This window comes from Sphingobium rhizovicinum (assembly GCF_042647625.1).
Lineage (GTDB): Bacteria > Pseudomonadota > Alphaproteobacteria > Sphingomonadales > Sphingomonadaceae > Sphingobium > Sphingobium rhizovicinum.
This window is the reverse complement of the sequence record NZ_JBHRVU010000004.1, coordinates 1,375,545-1,394,813: the sequence shown is the minus strand read 5'-3', so window position 1 is coordinate 1,394,813 and position 19,269 is coordinate 1,375,545. Positions and strand designations below refer to the sequence as shown.

Annotated in this window: 17 protein-coding genes; 7 read left to right on the top strand and 10 right to left on the bottom strand. The window is 60.6% G+C overall.

Features of this window, described 5'->3' with window-relative positions:
• Positions 1-35 precede the first annotated feature (35 nt).
• Positions 36-1,238: a beta-ketoacyl-[acyl-carrier-protein] synthase family protein gene (locus ACFOKF_RS08145; protein WP_380794810.1), complete on the bottom strand. Its 1,203-nt coding sequence runs from the start codon at positions 1,236-1,238 to the stop codon at positions 36-38.
• Positions 1,235-1,492, bottom strand: coding sequence for an acyl carrier protein (locus tag ACFOKF_RS08140; RefSeq protein ID WP_380794807.1), 258 nt, complete (start codon positions 1,490-1,492; stop codon positions 1,235-1,237). The genes ACFOKF_RS08145 and ACFOKF_RS08140 overlap by 4 nt, the downstream gene beginning before the upstream one ends.
• A gap of 178 nt (positions 1,493-1,670) precedes the next feature.
• On the opposite strand from ACFOKF_RS08140, the gene ACFOKF_RS08135 reads away from it, so the two are divergent.
• Complete coding sequence (locus ACFOKF_RS08135) at positions 1,671-2,156, top strand: acyltransferase (RefSeq protein ID WP_380794804.1); 486 nt, start codon at positions 1,671-1,673, stop codon at positions 2,154-2,156.
• 54 nt (positions 2,157-2,210) lie between these two features.
• Here the strand turns inward: ACFOKF_RS08135 and ACFOKF_RS08130 are convergent, their stop codons facing one another.
• From ACFOKF_RS08130 to welK, 4 genes are all read right to left on the bottom strand, one after another.
• On the bottom strand, positions 2,211-4,010 hold the full coding sequence (locus ACFOKF_RS08130) for a right-handed parallel beta-helix repeat-containing protein (RefSeq protein ID WP_380794802.1): 1,800 nt from the start codon (positions 4,008-4,010) through the stop codon (positions 2,211-2,213).
• A gap of 447 nt (positions 4,011-4,457) precedes the next feature.
• Positions 4,458-5,879, bottom strand: a complete 1,422-nt coding sequence (locus ACFOKF_RS08125) for an oligosaccharide flippase family protein (RefSeq protein WP_380794800.1) — start codon at positions 5,877-5,879, stop codon at positions 4,458-4,460.
• 154 nt (positions 5,880-6,033) lie between these two features.
• Complete coding sequence (locus ACFOKF_RS08120) at positions 6,034-6,861, bottom strand: 2OG-Fe(II) oxygenase (RefSeq protein ID WP_380794798.1); 828 nt, start codon at positions 6,859-6,861, stop codon at positions 6,034-6,036.
• A gap of 114 nt (positions 6,862-6,975) precedes the next feature.
• The gene (gene welK / locus ACFOKF_RS08115; RefSeq protein WP_380794796.1) at positions 6,976-8,001 is read right to left on the bottom strand and encodes a beta-1,4-glucuronosyltransferase WelK; all 1,026 of its coding nucleotides are present in this window, start codon (positions 7,999-8,001) and stop codon (positions 6,976-6,978) included.
• Positions 8,002-8,435: 434 nt separating this feature from the next.
• On the opposite strand from welK, the gene ACFOKF_RS08110 reads away from it, so the two are divergent.
• Genes ACFOKF_RS08110 through ACFOKF_RS08085 form a run of 6 tightly spaced genes read left to right on the top strand, consistent with a single transcriptional unit; the run spans position 8,436 to position 15,243 of the window.
• Positions 8,436-9,692, top strand: a complete 1,257-nt coding sequence (locus tag ACFOKF_RS08110; protein WP_380794794.1) for a polysaccharide pyruvyl transferase family protein — start codon at positions 8,436-8,438, stop codon at positions 9,690-9,692.
• Positions 9,689-10,909 (top strand): Coenzyme F420 hydrogenase/dehydrogenase, beta subunit C-terminal domain, encoded by a 1,221-nt coding sequence (locus ACFOKF_RS08105; RefSeq protein ID WP_380794791.1) that lies wholly within the window; start codon positions 9,689-9,691, stop codon positions 10,907-10,909. The genes ACFOKF_RS08110 and ACFOKF_RS08105 overlap by 4 nt, the downstream gene beginning before the upstream one ends.
• 54 nt (positions 10,910-10,963) lie before the next feature.
• Complete coding sequence (locus tag ACFOKF_RS08100; RefSeq protein ID WP_380794789.1) at positions 10,964-12,202, top strand: hypothetical protein; 1,239 nt, start codon at positions 10,964-10,966, stop codon at positions 12,200-12,202.
• A gap of 19 nt (positions 12,203-12,221) precedes the next feature.
• Complete coding sequence (locus tag ACFOKF_RS08095; RefSeq protein WP_380794786.1) at positions 12,222-13,031, top strand: SLBB domain-containing protein; 810 nt, start codon at positions 12,222-12,224, stop codon at positions 13,029-13,031.
• A gap of 41 nt (positions 13,032-13,072) precedes the next feature.
• Entirely contained in the window at positions 13,073-14,407 is a 1,335-nt protein-coding gene (locus ACFOKF_RS08090) for a chain length determinant protein (RefSeq protein ID WP_380794783.1), read from the top strand.
• Between the two features lie 5 nt (positions 14,408-14,412).
• The gene (locus ACFOKF_RS08085) at positions 14,413-15,243 is read left to right on the top strand and encodes a CpsD/CapB family tyrosine-protein kinase (protein ID WP_380794780.1); all 831 of its coding nucleotides are present in this window, start codon (positions 14,413-14,415) and stop codon (positions 15,241-15,243) included.
• A 171-nt stretch (positions 15,244-15,414) separates the two neighbouring features.
• Here the strand turns inward: ACFOKF_RS08085 and ACFOKF_RS08080 are convergent, their stop codons facing one another.
• Genes ACFOKF_RS08080 through ACFOKF_RS08065 form a run of 4 tightly spaced genes read right to left on the bottom strand, consistent with a single transcriptional unit; the run spans position 15,415 to position 19,116 of the window.
• On the bottom strand, positions 15,415-16,221 hold the full coding sequence (locus ACFOKF_RS08080) for a glycosyltransferase (RefSeq protein WP_380794778.1): 807 nt from the start codon (positions 16,219-16,221) through the stop codon (positions 15,415-15,417).
• Positions 16,221-17,108, bottom strand: a complete 888-nt coding sequence (locus tag ACFOKF_RS08075) for a glycosyltransferase family 2 protein (protein WP_380794775.1) — start codon at positions 17,106-17,108, stop codon at positions 16,221-16,223. The genes ACFOKF_RS08080 and ACFOKF_RS08075 overlap by 1 nt, the downstream gene beginning before the upstream one ends.
• Positions 17,105-17,734, bottom strand: coding sequence for a CatB-related O-acetyltransferase (locus ACFOKF_RS08070; RefSeq protein WP_380794773.1), 630 nt, complete (start codon positions 17,732-17,734; stop codon positions 17,105-17,107). Before ACFOKF_RS08070 ends, ACFOKF_RS08075 begins: the two co-directional genes overlap by 4 nt.
• Before the next feature lie 41 nt (positions 17,735-17,775).
• Positions 17,776-19,116: an ATP-binding protein gene (locus ACFOKF_RS08065; RefSeq protein WP_380794771.1), complete on the bottom strand. Its 1,341-nt coding sequence runs from the start codon at positions 19,114-19,116 to the stop codon at positions 17,776-17,778.
• Between the last annotated feature and the right edge of the window lie 153 nt (positions 19,117-19,269).

Genomic DNA, 19,269 nt, shown 5'->3' with positions numbered 1-19,269 from the left:
CATATAGCAAGCAAGGTTGCGTCTGCGCGCGCAAATCACGCACGTCCTAAGGCAAGCACAGCATTTAGACCACCAAAAGCAAAGGAATTGGAAATCGCTGCGGAAAAACTTGTCGCACGTGGCCCTTCTGCAACCATGTCGACCCCCAGATCGGGGTCAGGATCGTTGCAATTTGCCGTCGGCGGAACAATCTGATCCCGTAAGGCGATGGCGGTAATCACCGCCTCCAACGCCCCGGTCGCTCCCAAGCTGTGCCCCAGCACCCCCTTCGATGAGGATATTGGTGGCGGCCTGTCGCCAAAGACGGCCCTTATGGCTGCACTTTCCACGCGGTCGTTCATGGTCGTGCCGGTGCCGTGCGCGTTGACATAGCCGATGTCAGCCGGTCGCAATCCGGCATCGGCAATCGCCATCTCCATCGCCGCGACGACATTGTCCTGATCGGGCGATGTCAGATCGCCGGCATCGGCATTGCCGCCAAAACCCAGCATCTCGGCATGGATGGTCGCTCCCCGCGCCACCGCATGATCCCATTCCTCCAGCACCAGCATCGCCGCGCCCTCGCCCAGCACCAGACCTGACCGGTTTCTGGAAAAGGGCCGGCATGTCTCGATCGCCAGAACGCGCAACGCTTCCCACGCGACAATCGTGCCGGGCGTTATGCAGGCTTCCGATCCGCCGCAAAGCGTCATCCTGGTCGCCCCCGACCGAACCATCTGGAAGGCCTGACCAATGGCATGCGTGCCCGAAGCACAGGCGCTGGCGACCGAATAGGTCATGCCGCGCAGCCCCAGATGCATGGACACCTGGCTGGCTGCCGCATTGGCCATCAGACGCGGAACCGACAGCGGATGCACGCGACGAACATCATCATGATAGACACGATAATAAGCATCATCGAGCGTGTGCATGCCGCCCACGCCAACCCCTACGATCGCGCCAGACTGTCGCACGACATCCGATTGAGGGTCCGCACCGCAATCCTTAAGCGCCTCGCGAGCGGCCACGATCGCCATCTGGGCGAAGCGGTCCAGAGGAACGAGTTGCTTGGCGGTAAAATGATCTGCGGGATTGAAATCCAGCGCCTGCGCAGCAATCCTGCAATTCACATAGTCAGACCGCTCCATCTGGAGTGGACGGATGGCAGATTTGCCGTCACGAACCGCAGCCCATGTCGAAGGAACATCGATACCAGCCGCTGACACCGCACCCAGGCCAGTAATTGCAACCCGCTTCAATGGGCGCCCTTCTTTGCGAGTTCCGCTTCGACCATCCGGACGATGTCTCCAACGGTCTTCATGCCGGCAGCTTCGCTGTCATTGGCCTGAAAATTGATGCTGAGGTCGAACTCTTCCTCCAGCGCGAAGATTGTTTCGATCACATCGAGCGATTCATAACCAGCTTCGGCAAGGTCCGTAGATTCATCAAATTCCTCAGGATCCCGCCCCAATTGCTTGCCAACAATCTGCTTGATCTTTTCCAGAGTTGACATTTTTTCCCGTTGCCCCCTGCATTTTTCATGACAGACGGAAAATCTTACTCGATTTGACGACGGGGCGTCCAGCGAAGTTCTAATTTCTTTTATCGATTGAGCAGTTTCCTTGAAATATTTTCGTCATTGCCCCAACGCAGCCTATGCGACACCATCCAAGAGGAAGGACGGCCCGGCCATGGCGAACCTCAACCAGTTGATGAACGTACAACGCAACGTCATGAAATGGCGCATTCACTTCCTCAATCGGTTCTGGGGCATGTCGATCGATCCGACCGCGCGGATTTCCATGTCGGCAAAGCTGGACAAGACCAATCCCCGGGGCGTGCACATCGGCGAACGCAGCTATGTGGCCTTTGGCGCGACAATATTGTGTCATGACATGACGCGCGGCATGTATCAGGACACCTATATTGGCCGCTATTGCTTCATCGGAGCCCGCAGCCTGATCATGCCGGGCGTGACCATCGGGGACGAATCCATCATCGCGGCCGGCGCTGTCGTGACGCGTGATGTTCCTTCTCGCTCGATCGTTGCCGGCAATCCGGCGACCATCATCCGCGAGAATATCGAAGTCGGTCCCTATGGACGCTTTCTGTCTGCCGGCATGTCCCGCGCCGATCGCGCCGCTTATGAAGCCGCACGGGAGAAGACCGAATCATGAAGGGCGGGACGGCGCCATCGCCACCCCGCCCTTTCTGACACCCTGCGCGCCCGATTACAGGATGAAGTCGGTCGACACCATCGTCGTCATGCCCTGCATATGGATGGCGAAATCGGCAATCTTGTCGCCATTGACGTCGCCCATCACCATCGCGTGGCCGCTCACCATTTCGAACCGCAACTCCCCGGCCTTACCCGAAAAGGCGTTGCCGCCGATGAAGCTGAAAGCGTCGTTTATGTCAGTGCCGGACTTGGCATCAATGGCTGACAGGTTGATGCGCTCGCCATCAGCCCGCGAGAAGTCGGTGATGACCTCCGGAGCAGCCTTGCTCGTGCCATCCAGATCACCGGCGCGGAAGATGAAGCTGTCCTTGCCGGCGCCGCCAGTCAGGACATCCCTGCCAGCGCCGCCTTCGATGATGTCATTGCCCGCGCCGCCATTAATGATGTCGTTGCCTGCGCCGCCATAAAGCTTGTCATCGCCGGCGTCGCCGAACAGGATGTCGTTGCCATCATCGCCGCGCAGCGTGTCATCGCCCAAGCCGCCATAGATGCTGTCATCACCACCCAAACCCTGAATGACGTCATCGCCATCCATGCCAAGCAGCCGATCCGCGCCGGTGCTGCCGAAAATCCGGTTGTCGAGCGCGTTGCCGGTGCCCGTCAGCCCTTCGATCGACATGCGCAGGATCTCGACATTATTGTCGAGCACATAGTCGATCGAGGCGTAGACGGTGTCGTTGCCGCCGTTCAGCCCTTCGACCACATGATCGCCGGCACCCTTCACATAATAGATGTCATCGCCCAGTCCGCCGATCAGCTTGTTGTTATGAAGACCGCCGGTCAGCGTGTCATTGCCAGCGCCTCCGCGCAATTCGCTGTCGCTGATGTTGGTGACAACCAGACGATCATTGCCATCGGTGCCGGTGATGATCGTCACATCGGGAAGCTCCGTCAGGCGCGCCTGATGAACGGCAGTCACTTCATCGATGATCTGCTGCGACGTCACCCACCCGCCCGGAATCAGCGACGCGATGTAGCTGGCATATTTGGTCGCCAGCGCCACGCCGCCGTCATAGATGGGGTCGAGCAGAATATCACGGGTTTCGACCACATTCTTGTTGGTCGTGGTGTCGATTTCGTAGGAGGTCGAATTGTTGCCCGACAGGTTGACGCTGGTGCTGTTCTGCACCCGGATCGCCGACCTGTCATCGGCAAGGCCGGCAACCAGATTGCCGGTGATCGTGCCCCCGACGACATGTTCGACCGCAATACCATTGGTCATCCCGCCAACCACGACATTGTCGGTGATGGTGACATTCTTGTACGGCAGCGTGCCAACCTGGTCGCGCAGGAATACGCCCTGAATGGCGGAGCCGGTGCCGGCGTAGAAGACGTTCTGGCTGATGACGATATTTTCAGCCGACTTGGTCGTTCCAGTAGTCCAGAGCTGGATGGCGTCAGGATGATCGCCGGTTCCGCCCACTTCCCCTTGGGGATGGAAGTCGGTGAAATAATTGTTGGTGATGGTCAGATCCGAATTGCCGCCACCGCGAATACCGTCCGAACGAATGTCGTGGAAATAATTGTCGCTGATCGTGACGTCCGTGTTGTTCATCAGGTGAACGGCGTTGCGGACATGGGTGAATTCGGAATTGGTGATCGACACGTCGCTGCTGGTGCGGATGGTCAGCGGCGACATGTTCATGCCTGCGTCGCCATCCGGTCCGGTCAGCGTGACATGATCCAGATGGATATCCTTGGAATCGATGATTGCCAGGCTGTTGTCGTTGGAGCCGGCAACCGGCGTCAGATCGACGTCGCTGAAAGTAATCCCGGTGCTGTTCTTTACCATGAAGCTGGTAATTTTTGCAGGATTGTTCGAATCCGCAGAACTGATCGTGATTCCATCACCAAAATTCATGCTTAGAATTTTGACATTGGAGTAAGTTCCAGCCGCAAGCTTGATTTCGTCGCCAGAAGCAGCAACCTTCAACGCAGCCGTTAATTGAGCATTCGAAGCCACCGAGAAAATAGTCATTTCGACCCCCTGGTTCTTTCAATGGTCGGGACTTCCCTTCGCATTGAAATTTATTCTGTTGGGGTCGTTCTATGGTCAGATGATGTGCATCATATTTTGAGCAATGGTTATGAGCGCGTTCAGCATTTTTGCCGCGCAAAAGCGCGATTTGCTGCAAAATGAAGGAGATAGCCTGACAGCAACAAAATGCACGAAGGCGTAAGTGACTGAATGTATGAGCAAGACAAATTGTTCCGCAATTCGTCTATATTTAGGAACGGTTCAACGCAGAGGTTTTTTTGTGACGCGCTGCAACATTTTCGTCGCCATGGAAACGGCCTGATTCACCGTTTCGCGTTGACGAATCGCGATCCAGCCCGTCGCCGCCAGCGCAACAAGAGCGAGCAGCGCGGCCTCGCCATAAGCCCGACCGTCAAAGGCAAGCCCGCCGAGCGTTACCGCCGCGCCACACAGGATGAAGGCGAAAATCTGCATCATGTCGCCACGCGTTCGCCGGCCGCTGCTGCGATCGACCATGAAGGTCGCCATCGCAAAGGCCAATATCTCTCCAACCGTGAAGCCGATCAATATGCCGTCCAGCCCTGTCAGCAGATGCTGACCGGCGAACGCCGCAGGAAAGGCGATCAGGCGTATGACATTGTTGACCAGCACCTGATCGCTTCGGCCTGTTGCAAGCGCAAAAGCCGTTGGCCAGCCGCGCAGGAAGCGAGCCACCTGAAGAAAGCCGACCATCGCGATGATGTAAGCGGACTGGGCAAAGGCGGCGCCATAAAGAAGCGGCACGACAAACGGCATGAGTGCGGCAAAGCCGAGCATCATTGCGATGCCGAGCAGCAGATAGTTGCCCGCCAGCATATCCACGCGACTGTCCCGCTCAGCGGGGTGATCCCGTTCCTTGGCGATGTCTGGCATATGCAGGGAGTTGATGAGCCGCGTCAGGATGCCGGTCGGATAGTAAATCAACAAAAGGATCGCAGCATAATGGCCGAGCGCCGTCGCGCCCAGCAGCTTGCCGATGAACAGCCGGTCGCCCTGCATGCACACGAACAGCAGCAGGCCGTTGAGAACCAGTGGCCAACTGAACCGGCCGAGCGCGACCCAGGATTCGCGGACGAAGCCCACGGCATAGCGGCGTTCAGCGACGATGTGGGAAACGATGACAATGACCAGCGACCGCGCGGCCAGCCCATAGGCCACCGCCGACGCATCGCGGAACAGGAAGGCCGCAATGGCCGAGCCGGCCAGTGACAGGGCCTCCGAACACATGAGCACCCAGCCTTCCGGCGCAAAGCGGTTGACGCGCTGAAGCCGGCGATAGTCATAATGCATGAAGCCCAGGATCAACGGCGCCACCGCCAGCAGGCGAATGCCGCTGATCAGTTCTTCACGCCCGTAAAAGTCGGCGACAGGCTGGGCAATCAGCAGCAGCGCGACACTCATGAAGGCGCAGCGGAGTATATTGACGAGTTGAACCATCGCCTGAACCCGTGGATCATCCCCGTCCCGGCTCTGGATCAGATAATAAGTGATGCCTCCTTCGGTCAGCAGATCCAGGAACTGCGACGTCAGGATCAGGATCGCGGCAAGCCCCAACTGGTCCGGTCCCAATATCCGGGCCAGCACCACATAGCGCAGCAACGCACAAAGCTGCGCGGTCATCGTACCGGCGAAGAATATCTTCATGCCGGATCGCCGGGTAGGCTGGCTTGCTATCTCTGTCATGAAGGTCCGTCAGTTGTACAGGTCCGCCCGCAGCAACCAGCGACGGGCAATCGGGTCATGGCAAAGGATGCATGGCGCCATCAGACGCCATGCATCACCGCCTTAATCCCGTTGCTCACCCCATGCGGAAACGCAATGCGCGACGTACGCGCTGAATGACCCGCTCGTTGAAGCTGGGCATCTTGTCGGTCGTGCCGGCCCGCGCCTTGAACAGGGTGGTGTGCGGCAACACCGCCGCCGCCGGGGCCGCCGTATAATAATAAAGCGCGATCGACCGGCGGAATCGGATATCCGGGCAGGTTAGCGGATCAGGATGGCCATGATAGCTGGTCGAATCGGTATTGAAGACCACGGCCCGCGCCATCACCGGCAGAACCGACTTCTGGCATGCCTTCATGTCCCGGTCCCACAATTCCAGACCTCCGCCAAATTCTTCTTCCCAATCTTCGTTGAGAAAGAGAATGAGGTTGAGGCGCCGCAGCATCTTGGTATGCGGATGCACGTTGAAGTCGGCATGGACACTCAGATGCCCGCCGCGCGCCGTTTCATGCAGGCCGCCGCCAAGGAAATAAGGGTCAGAAACCAGCCCCTTAATTCCCGTCATCTTCGACAGGAAGTTAAGGAAATAGAGCGAATTAAGCGCATTCAGCATATCCTGAATATAGGCGCTGCGTATCTGGGAAAGCGTATAGCCGGTCTTGAGCCGGGAAAAATCATCGGCAAATCGACCGTCTTCGCGCCGGGGAAACTCATCCACGACCCTGCGCAGAATCGCTGGATCGATGAAATTGTCTATCACGATGTGAGGGAAGGGATCGTTGCCGACATATTGATCGTGCAAGGACGCTCCCAGTTCCTTGCACTGTTCCTTGTCAAATTCGAAGAAGCCATCCGTCCGGTCGAGGCGGAGGAACGGTTTTTCACGCACAATCTGATCGTCCATCTTCGCTATCCCTCTTCCGGCCGGCTCAGCGAGCAAGCGCATAATGCCAGTTATTGCTCAAATCCGAAAATATGTAGAGTCCGCTAACCATAATAGCGCAGGCTCCAGAATTCGTCATTGCTTGCGCACATTCCCGTCGCCCGTTTCGTTCCAGTTGCGCACCAGTCCATCCAATTCCGCGATCAGGGCGCTGGGATCGAGCGTGGCGCAGGCGGGCGCGCGGGCGCGCGCATCTGCAATGGCGGCGCCGATATCGTCATCTTCCCCCACCATCGACACCAGACCGCGATCGGCCAGAGCCTGGGCGATCTCCCACTGATGATCGTCATAATGTTCGCCCCGGCTGAAGCTGCGCGGGATGACGACAACCCGGCACCCTTCCCGCAGGGCGGTGATGATCGACCCGGTTCCACCGTGGCAGATAACGATCTCCGCCCGGCGCAATATCTGCTTCACATCCTCGAACGGCAGCGTTTCCCGGACATCGGCAATGTCGCCCTGTATCTGGGCTTCACTGCCGATGCCGGTTTGAAGGATGACCTGTTCCGGCAGCAATCCCGTCTGCTTGGCCTGATCGACCAGCCGAACGAGGCGATCGAACGGCAATGTCGCGCCGACCGTTGCGAAAACGAGCGCATCCTTGTTCGGTCGGGGCTGATCCAGATAGCGAAAGGGATCAAAGACCTGCGCGCCCGGCCACAAATCCCCCGCGGCGCGCGACTGGGCGATTCGGACATGGGCCAGCGGTCCCGCAATGCGCGCAAAGGCAGACGGCCCCCGGAAGCGCGCAAAGGAATCGATCAGCACAATCTTTGCCCCGCGCAAACGGGCGAACAGGATAGGGAAATAGCAGGATCCCGCGCCCGTCGTGATCATCACGTCGGGGCGTTCGCGCCATATGATGCGCAGCGAACTCCAGAAACTGCGAAAAGCGGCGGCCGCCATCCGCACGGGCTTGCCCAGACGAGCCTGCCCCAGCGCCACGTGGGGAATGAAATAGGCTTTGTGCTTCCTGGCGATGTCGCGCGTCAACGCGGTGTCTTCAGTGATGAAGAAATAGTCTTTTCCGCCCCAGAGAGGCTCCAGGTCCAGCAACTGGCGGACATGGCCGCCTCCTGATCCAACCAAACCGATCCGCACGCACAAGGCCTTCTGAAAAGAGGCCAACTCCCCCTCCCCCTGCCAGGCAGGCGGAGCATCATTGGCTACCACAGACCGATGCATCCGAACTTCATGCAGAAAATGCAATCCGTCCCTGACGATGCCAAGGCCGTTGACTGTCCCTCTCCCTTCAGAAATGGGACGGCAACGCCCGGCATTGACACCGGGACATGCTGCACCGCATCATAAACGAAAACGTCAAGGAAAAGTCAAGCACCATCCCCAACTCACCATTGCGGCACCGTATTATTACAGGACATTCAGGACGATATCACTTCCGGGAAGGCATAAGGCGGGCATTGCATTGAATCTTCGTGCAAGTCAGATATAGCGGTTGCATCATCAGTCCGAGTGCAATTGCGATATTTGCCTCCCCGGCAACAATGACATATCCAAGACAAAGGATGAATTATTTGAAGGGCGCGGCACAGATCGATCCTTATCAGGCTCCTGAACCTGTCCATGTCGGAGGTGCCGCCGCACCTGTCCGCGTCGGCTTGCTATGGCATTCCGTCAGTTCCGGAAATCTGGGCGTCGGTGCGCTGACGATCGGGAACATCACGCTGGCGCGGCAAGTCGCTACCGAAATGGGGCTTACCCCCCAGTTCACGGTAATGAGCATGCGGGACGGCGATGCGCCGCCATTGCTGCGCGGCGAAGTCGACACCTATGTCATCGACAGCAAAGCGATGCTGACGCCGGGCGGCTTCTGGAAAGCGGTCGGATCGGTCGATTGCGTGCTCGACATTGGCGCCGGCGACAGCTTCGCGGACATATATGGCCCCAAGCGCTTCGGCTTCATGTGGCTGACCAAGATGATGGCCATCGCCCGCAAGGTGCCGCTGGTCCTGTCGCCCCAGACAATCGGCCCGTTCACGGGGAAAGTCTATCGCGCCCTCGCCTCTGTCGCGATGGGGCGCAGCACGGCAGTTTTGGCGCGCGATCAGCAATCGCTCGATTTCACGCTGGCGCTGGCGCCGCAGGCGAAAGCCGCCCTGTCGGTCGATGTTGCCTTCGTCCTGCCGTTCGAGGATCGATCGACCGAACGCCGTGGTCCAAAGCTACGGATCGGCGTCAATGCGTCAGGCCTGCTGTTCCATCAGGCGGAAACCGGGACCAATCGCTTTGGCCTGGGCTATGACTATGCCCGCTTCACGCGCGATCTGCTGACGCGCCTGTGTGCGCGCGACGATGTCGAAGTGCATTTGGTGCCGCACGCCACCAGCAATGGCGATCCGACCGACGATGACGGCCGTCTTGCCGACAGGCTGGTCGCGGAGTTTCCAAAAGCCGTGCGCGTGCCCAATTTTACCGGACCATCGGAAGCGAAAAGCTATATTTCCAGTCTCGATTTTCTGGTTGCCGGCCGCATGCACGCCTGTATCGGCGCATTTTCGTCCGGCACCCCGGTCGTGCCAGTGGCCTATAGCCGTAAGTTCAGCGGCCTTTTCGGCCTGCTCGATTATGACCATGTGCTGCCGATGACGATCACCGATCCGGCCGCCGCCGTCGACTTTGTCTTTCAAGGGCTAAGCAAGCGGACGACATTGTCCGACGACGCTGCGCAGGGCATGAAAAAGGTTCAGTCGCTGCTGGACGTCTACCGTTCGGCGCTGAAAGATGTATTCATGCAGGCGTTACGCAATCGGGGCGCGAAATCACAGGCATGACAGGCATATCCTCCCCCACATTGCAGCGCGTGCTGCAGGGAGAACTGTGCAGCGGCTGCGGCCTTTGCGCGGGCGTTGCTCCTGCCTCCATATCCATGGCGACGGTCGCGCCGGGCTATAGCCGCCCGGTTCAGTCGGCTCCATTGAACCAGCAGCAGGAACAGGCCGTCGCGCAAAGCTGTCCGGGCGCCAAAATCGCCCCCTGGGGCGGCGCTCCGCATCAGGATATATTCTGGGGGCCATGGCAGCAGGTGCTGACCGGCTATGCCGTCGATCCGGAGGTGCGCTTTGGCGGCTCGTCGGGCGGCGCGATTTCGGCTTTGCTGATCCATGCGCTGGAAAGCGGACTGGTCGACGATGTGCTGCATATTGCGCCGTCCGCCGAATATCCGACCCGCAACCGCCTGCAATGGTCGCGGACCCGCGACGAGGTGATCCGCTATGCCGGATCGCGCTATGCCGCATCCTCCCCCTTGTCGGAGATTGGCGAAGCGCTCGAAAGCGACCAGCGCACCGCCTTCGTCGGCAAGCCGTGCGACGTTTCCGCGCTGCGCCAGCTGGCGCTGGTCGATCCGCGTGTGGACCGGCGCTTTCCGATCAAATTATCCTTCTTCTGCGGCGGCCTGCCCAGCCATGACGGCGCAGACCGGATCGTGCGCGCCATGGGGCTGGAGCCGGACAAGCTGGTCAGTTTCCGCTATCGCGGACAGGGCTGGCCCGGCATGGCCAAGGCCGAGACGCTGGACGGACAAACGGCGGAAATCAGCTATGCCGACAGTTGGGGCGCGCACCTGTCGAAGGAAGTGCAGTTTCGCTGCAAGATTTGCCCCGACGCGGTCGGCGGTGTCGCCGACATCGCCTGCGCCGATGCCTGGTATGGCGACGAGGATGGCTATCCTTCCTTCGATGAGCAGGAAGGCCGCAGCCTGATCGTCAGCCGCACGGCGGCGGGCGAAGCATTGCTGGCGTCGGCGGCGGGTGCGGGTTCCATCTGCTATGAACCGCTGGACGTACGAGAGATTGATCTGATGCAACCGGCGCAGGCCCGGCGTAAGCGACTGGTGGTCGCCAGGACCGCGTCGTGTCGGGTATTGGGGCACCCTGTCCCGCAAATGCACAATCTGGATGTCGCCAAAGCAGCGCGGACAGCAAAAATCAGTGAACAACTTCGGAATTTTTTGGGTATGTTGCGCCGCATCGTTCAAAAACGGAAATGATGGCGCAAAGTCATTCCATCAAATATTATGCTGAAAGCCGATAAGGGGGGAAAAGTGGCCAAGCGGGATATTGCAAAGCTGGCGTTCGTCGGATCGCTGGGACTGGCTGTGCCCGTCCAGGCGCAAACTGTTCTGCCTGCGCAACAGGGGCAGCAACGGTCCGTCATCACCGCGTCCGTGACCAGCCTGTATGACAGCAATATCGCACGGGCCAGCGACGCGGCCTTGTCACGTCGCGGCCTGGAAAAGGACGATTTCCGCTTCACCCCCACTTTGTCGGCCGACATCTATAAACCATTTGGCGCCAGCTATGTCTCGCTCGCGGGATCGGTCGGCTATGATATTCATGCGCGCAATTCGGTGTTGGATCGCGAACGGATCGACCTGACCGCCGGCGCCGGATCGAAGGCTGGCCCCTGCGGCGTGAACGTGACCGGCGGCTATCAACGGCGTCAGAGCGACCTGGCGGATCTCAACATCCTGACCACCGGGTCCGCCGCAACGACGAAGAACACCGAATCCATCTTTCATGTCGAAAGCCTGATCGCCTGCGGCGGCGCCGTCGGCATCAAGCCCTTTGCCATGCTGTCCTATTCCGATTCGCAGAACAGTTCGCAGCAGCGGAAGGGATCGGACGCAGAATCGGTCACCTATGGCGGCGGCTTGCTTTATACCCAGCCATCGATCGGTGAAATCCGCGTCTATGTCGCCCAGCGGGATGTGGATTTCTCGCAGCGGGACGGCGTAAACTATCTGGGCGCCCCGGAACTGCGGGCGCGCTATGGCGGTGTTCGCTTCGAACGCAATATCGGCGCGCGTCTGAGCGGGCATGTCCAACTGGCCTATGCCGATGTCGACCAGCGTAACGGCACAACCTCCGGACAGGGCTTTGACGGCGTCACCTGGGAAGCGGGTCTGAACCTGCGCGCCAGCAGCCGACTGACCCTCGACGCGACAGCCGCGCGGACCGCTGATCCTTCGCTCGGCTTCAACGTCGACTATATCGTGATGGAAGATTATCAGCTGACCGCCGCCTACACGTTGAACGAACGCATGACGCTGACCGTGACCGGATCGCATCGTGCGCGCGACTTCACCTACAGCAATACGGCGGTCGCCATTCCGGTAAATGAAGACAAGACCAACCGCATCCAGGCCGCGTTGCGCATCCAGCCGATCATGGGCCGCTTCAGCCTCACGGCCAATGCCGAATATAGCAAGCGCAACGCAGACACTGATTTCTATGACTATAATGGCGTCCGCATCGGGCTGACCCTGGGCGCCCAGTTCTGATCATTTGGAGAATCCGGTTATGACCGTATCCCTGCTCAAGCATATGATGGCCGCCACGGCCATGCTCGCCGTCACGGCTGGCCCGGTCGCGGCCCAGCAACAGGACATGGTCGCCGGCACGCCGATGACCGAAGGCTATATTCTGGGCACTGGCGACGTTGTCGAAATCGGGGTCGTTGGCGACTCGCAGGGACCGGCGCGGGTTCAGATCCAGACGGATGGCTCTATCCAGTTGCCGCTGGTCGGCACGATCAAGGCCGGCGGCACATCGCTGCTCCAGTTGCGCGGGATCGTGGCCGACGCGCTCAAGCGTGGCGGCTATTACACCAACCCTGCCGTCAATGTGACCGTCGTGACCTATGCCAGCCGCTATGTGACCGTGCTGGGCGAAGTCGGAACGCCGGGCGCCGTCCCGATCGACCGCGCCTACCGCGTGTCGGACATTCTGGCCCGCGTCGGCGGCACCAAGACGTCAGGCGCGAAGCTGCTGAAACTGCGCCGCGCCAATGGTCAGGAATTGACGCTGGACATCAGCAAGATCGCCACGGGCGGACCCGACGAAGATCCGCTGGTGGCGCCGGGTGACAAGCTGTTCGTGCCAACGGCCCAGACCTTCTACATTTCCGGCCAGATTTCGCGCGCAGGCAATTATCCGGTCGATGACGGCCTGACCCTGCGCAAGGCGATCGCCGTGGCCGGCGGCCTGACCCAGCTTGGATCGAACAAGAAGGTCAAGGTGATCCGCGACGGCAAGGAATTGAAGAATTACAATCTCGAAGCCCCGATCCAGATCGGGGACGTGATCGAAATCGGCGAACGCTTCTTCTGATAGGCTTCTGACAAGGGAACGGGCGCGTCCCGGGGAATGATATGAGTTTTGTCCAGCTTATCCGCATCCTGCTTGCCCGGCGGATGCTGCTCGCCATTTCGGTGGTGAGCTGCCTGCTCATCGCGTTGCTGGCCATCGCCATTCTTCCGGTGAAATATGAGGCGCGTTCGCGCGTGCTGCTCGATCTGGTCCGGCCGGACCCGGTGACGCAGCAAGTCCTCGCCACCAACTTCGCGCGCGCTTACATCGCCACCCAGTCGGAACTCATCACCGACTATCGCGTCGCCGGCCAGGTTGTTGACGCGCTGGGCTGGACGAAGGATCCCGCAAAGATCGCGGCCTACAAGGATAGCGGATCGGAAGGATCGGTTGAACTGCGCCGGTGGCTGGCCGATGGCATCATCGAAAATACCGAAGCCAAGCCGCTACCGGGCAGCAATATCATGGAAATTGCCTATAAGACGGGCAATCCTGACGAAGCCCGGCGCATCGCCGACCTGATCCGCACCGCCTATGTCGAACAGAGCATCGCCTTCCGCCAGGATGGCGCGCTGCGCAATGCGCAGTGGTTTCGCCAGCAGGCGGCCAAGGTGTCGCAGGAGCTTACGCAGGTCGAACAGGAAAAGTCGGCCTATGAGAAGAAGAACGGCATCGTTCTGCAAAATGACTATAGCGATCCCGATTCCGAACGGCTGAAGGCGCTGGCCAACCAGATCCCGATGCAGACCGGCGGCGTGGCCGCAGCCGCCATCACCAGCCCGTCGGCAGCACAGCTGGCGCAGGTGGATGCGCAGATTTCTTCGCTGTCGGGCAATCTGGGGCCGAACCATCCGCAGATCGTGGCGCTCCGTCAGCAGCGCGCCGCGCTGGCCAGCGCCGCCGCGCAGGAACGCAGCGCCGCCCTCGCCGCCGCGCGCGCATCCAGCGTCACCGGCCCGTCGCTGTCCAGCCAGGTCGCCAGCCAGCAGGCCAAGGTTCTGGCCCAGCGCGACAAGATCGACGAATTGCGCAAGATCCAGGCACGGGTCGACGTGCTGCGCGATCAATATAACAAGACCATGGCGCGCGCCGGTGAACTGAGCCTTGAAGCAGCGTCGCGCGAAAGCGGCCTGACCCTGCTGGGCAGCGCCGTTGCCCCTGACAGCCCCGTTTCGCCGAAAATCGGCCTGATCCTGCTGGGCGCCGTTGGCGCCGGCATCGGCCTGGGTCTGGTCGGCGCAATTGGTGCAGAACTGAGCAAGCGGCGCGTGCGCAGCATTGACGATCTTGCTACCGCCGATGTGCCGGTGATCGGCCGGGTGGTCTACGACCTGAAGGCCGAAGACCAGCCCCAACAATCCCGATGGTTCGGCCTGTTCGGCCGCAAGGCCGCCTGAGGTAGATGATGAACGACAGCAATCCGCAGCCCAATGGCGCCAAGGAAGACAACAGCGACATGAACACGCCCTATAGCGAAAATGAAGCTGAACGCGTCGAGGCGGTCGAACCGGAGATGATCGAGGCGGAGGCAGACGCGCTCGGCACGCCCGCCGACCCGATCGATACCGTAGTTGGAGGCGCTCAGGACGAATTGCGGTTCCGGGTGTCGGATAAGGTTGTCGTATTGTCCGACCCGACCAGCGGCGAGGCGGAGGCGATTGCCGCGGTACGCACCCATTTGCTCGCCCACCATGTCCGGGCGGGTCGCCGGGGCCTGGCCGTGTGCGCCCCCAATTCCAAGAGCGGCTCGACCTTCATGTCGGTCAATCTGGCCGTCTCGCTGGCACGTGCCGGGATCAAGACCCTGCTGATCGACGCAGACATGCGGTCGCCGGCAATCCACAAAATGATCGTGCCGTCGCGCGAAGTGCCGTCGCTGCGTGATTGCCTGGCCGACACCAACGTCAACTATGGCGACATCATCCAGGAAGAAGTGCTGCCCTCGCTGTCGATCATCTATGCCGGCCGCAGCAGCACGCGCGCGCAGGAATTGCTGTCGGGCCAGCGATTCAAGTCGCTGCTCGACCTGTGCATGCGCGAATTTGAAGTGACGATCATCGACACGCCAGCCAGCAACAGCAATGCCGATGGGCGCCGGATCGCATCGGTGGTCCGTTACTGCATCATCGTCGCGCGCAAGGACAAGACCTATGTGTCGGATGTCGAGGCGCTGATCGAGGAAATGAAGTCCGATAAGGTCAATGTGATCGGGACGATCCTCAACGAATTTTGAAATCGGGATAGCGCGGGCGCTGCTCCTCAACGGGAATTGCGCCCTTGCCCCCTTGCCTAGTCTATTGCATCCACGGCGGCATGCCGCGCTGATTGCGGACCCCCGCCGACCAGCCGGCCAGCGCATAGCCCCATTGCCGCCACGCGCCCCGCCGGCCGTAACGCAAGAATGTCAGCAGGAAGGAAGCCATCGCCGCCAGCGGCAGGCTGGCAGGCGTAGTGTCGCGCACCACATTAAGCTTGTTGCGCTCATCCAGATAGATGGGCATGCGCGGGCGGCTGCGATGAGTTTCGTTCGATCCCGTCGTCCCCCCTGATCATGGCAGACGCGCGCATCCGGTGCAAAACCGAGCTTCAGTCCGGCCGCACCCGCGCGCAGGCACCATTCGACTTCCTCGGCATAGAGGAAATAATCTTCCCGCATCAGGCCCACCTTGTCGACAAAGACGCGGCCGATCAGCATCGACGCCCCAAGCAGATAGTTCATCTGCCGCTCGATCGCTGCGGCATCCGGCCGATCGGTCAAGGCCGCGCCATTGCCGATCGATTCGGCTCGCGCCAGCGCCGCATGCCAGCGACCACCATAGGCCTGTATCCGGCCCTTCACATCATGCAGCACGCCGCCCACGGCCGCGCAATCACCCTGGGCCAGGCGCGCAATCAGGGCTGCCAGCGCATCCGGGTCAGGGACCGTGTCGGGATTGACGATCCACCAGCCATCGGCGTCCAGTCGCGCGCGCATGCAGACATTGACGCCCCCGGCATAGCCCAGATTGCCCGGCGCCAGGATCGTTTCGACCACCTGCCCACCGGGCAACCGGGTGGGCACGGCTGCCTGCAACGCTGCATAGGCCTGCGGGCCGCCATTTTCGCAAATGACGACGTCAAAATCCTGATGGGTGGATCGCGCCAGCCCCTCCAGACAAGCCGCTATTTCCTGCGCATTGCGGAAGGCGACGATGGCGATGGAGACATGCATCAGGACGGGTTCCGAAAAAGAAGGCGATAGGCATCGCCCATCCGCCACAGCCGAATGGCGGCCAATGTCCTCAATGCGCGCAGCCGCGTTGGCAGCCCAGCAATAGAGGGACTACGCATCACCTGCGGCGCATGGCGGATGACCGACAACGGCAAGGCCAGATTGCGCATGCCCCATTTCAGGCGTCCATGGCGGCGCCCCTTGAACAGCCCAAAAGTCTCGGCATTGATCCGCCGCCATTTGCCGACCAGTTCCCCCCAGTCAGCGCGCGCGGGATGCCCAACCACCGCATCCTCGGCATAGCCGATGCGATAGCCCACCGTCGTCGCGCGGCGACACCATTCCAGATCTTCCGACAGGCCGGTGCGAAATCCGCCGACATGATCGAACAATGCCCGCGCGCAAAAAAGATTGGCCGTGACGGTGAAGCCCTCTTCCTCGACATAACGGCGATTGTTGAACGCAAAAACCCGCTCGAACGCCTCCGCGCCTGTCATCCGGCCATCGTCGGCAACCAGCACCACCATCCGTCCCCCGACGAAATCATATGTGCTCAGCGCAGCCACGCCCCTGGCCAGCCAGTGCGGATCGGGCACGCAGTCGCTGTCGGTAAAGGCCAGCACGGCGCCGCGCGCCGCCGCCACCCCCGCATTGCGGGTTGGCCCCGCCCCCTTTTCCGTCGCCATCGTCAGCCGCGCCCGCCCGGCAATCGCCTGCAATACCCGCGCCTCGCCACAGGGCGACATATTGTCCGACACGATAATCTCGAAATCCAGATCGCCCTGCTGCGCCATCAGCGCCGACAGGCAAAGGTCCAGCCGGTGCAGATCCTGATAATGCGGCACGATGATGCTGATCGCAGGCGCCGCCTGATCCCCGACGCTCATCGCTGGCCCCGGCTGGCAGTCCAGGCGCGAACCGCCTGCGCCGTGGGATGATAGACAAGGTCCCGGTTCTGGCCGATCAATCCGCCCAGATCGGCCGGCTCCAGGTCCCACCAGCGGCTTTCCTCCAGTGCCTCGACCAGATCGGGCGCGAATCGATCGCGCAGTTTGCGGGCCGGATTGCCCGCGACGATGGCATAGGCCGGCACATCGCGCGTAACGACCGCCCCTGCCCCAATGATCGCGCCACGGCCGACAAATTTGCAGCCGGGCAAGATCATCACATTATGTCCGATCCAGACATCATCCTCGATCACCAGTGCGTCGTCATAGTGGATGTCCGCATCGACCGCGCCGAATTTACGCTCATATAAAATCGGATGGGTGGTCATCGCATCATAGGGATGATTGATCGGGGCGGATCGCACGCTGTTGGCGATCGAGCAATAGCGCCCGATCCTGATCGGCCCGGGCATCCGCCACTGATCGAAACAGCCATAGCTGTACAGGCCAACATCGATCCGATGCCGGTCCCGGAACCACGCCCGCAACGCCAGATTGTCATGCTGGCGGCGCTTCCACAGTTTCAGGCGGACGCGTTCAACCAGTTTGGAAACCAGACCTGCCATCGTGCAGTCTCCCTTAGCGCCCGTTGGACGGACGCATCGTGTCAACCGCCAATTCTGGCGACCGCCCTCAATGGATCGTCAAGCTGTTCGCGCGCGATCAGCATCCACAAATAGGTCGGCAGACCTTCCTCGCGAAATTCGTACCGGCCATCCTCCGGCTTGCCGACGGGTACGACCAGATCATAGGGCAGCCCCGCATCTAGGACCGCGCGTTCGCACGCTGCCGCCTGTTCATCGCCCTTCGTGTCCAGCCGCCCACCATGCGTCATCGCGATGCGCGCCAGCGTGGCGAGCGCAAAGTCATGTCCTTCGGCAAAGGCGCGGCGGATGGTTTCCACCGAGCGTTCGGACACGCGCTGCTCGATTTCCTCCAGCGCGATCCGCACCGCCTCGGCCACATCGGGCGTGCCGGTTTCGCGCGCGCCGCGATCAATCGCCGACATGCCCGCATGCTGCCCCAGCAAGCTCGCCAGATAGGGCGATCCGCACGAGAAGGATGTGATGAGCTGCACCGCTTTCGCATCGAAGGTCATGCCGCTTGCATTCTCGCCGATTTCGATCAGTTGGCGAATTTCATCCGCCTCCATCGCCGGAACGCGCAGGCCAAAGATGTTGCGGCGAATCGAGGGAATATGTTCGACCAGTTCGGCCAGATTGCTGGCGACACCGGCGATGACGAGTTGCACGCGGATCGAACGGTCCGACATATTCTTGATCAGTTCGGCGATCGACCGCCGGAAACCACTATGCGGGCTGCGATCAAATTCATCGAGGATGATCAGCACGCGCGTGCCAGACAGTCGGGCAAACAGATCGCTGATCTGATTCGCGCTCAGCGTGCCGGCGGGAAGCAGACTGTCGAGCGCCTTGCCTTCCTCGATTTCCGTCGCGGTCGGATCATGATCGGCATGATACAGCAGCGGGATCGTTTCGATGACGGACCGGAACAGGGTGCTGAAGTCGCTTTCTTCACCGCAGGATGTGTAGCGCACCAGATATTGCGCTTCCTGCCCCAATTCCGTGAGCGCCCGCAAAAGGGATGTCTTGCCGATCCCGCGTTCGCCATAGAGCACGACATGCAGCCGCTGATCCTCCAGCGATCGGATAAGCGAGCGCAGCACGGTGGTGCGGCCCGCCAGGTGGCGAATGTCCGCCACCGGCTGGGCCGGCGTGAAGGCATCACGCAGCTTCAACCGAACACGGTCCTCCGGACCACCCCTGAACCCGCGCAACTGATCGGTGGCGGAACCATGAAAGCGCGGAAAATGGGACGTGCGATCGTCCTCCACCCGGCTTCCACCCCCTTCGATCAACGACAGATTTGACGGATCGAAATCCTCATCTTCGTCTTTGCGGGAAAAGAATTTTGATAGCCAGCCCACGTCATTCTCCATCGTCCCGCCGCCCTTGTAGCCTGAACGATCCGATGCGCGCTACAGAAGATGCAAGCTTTGACACGGCACATCGACATTTTTTGTTGCGACGCGGTATCGATTTGAGACGATGGGGCGTTCCTGATCCATGATGTTGCAATT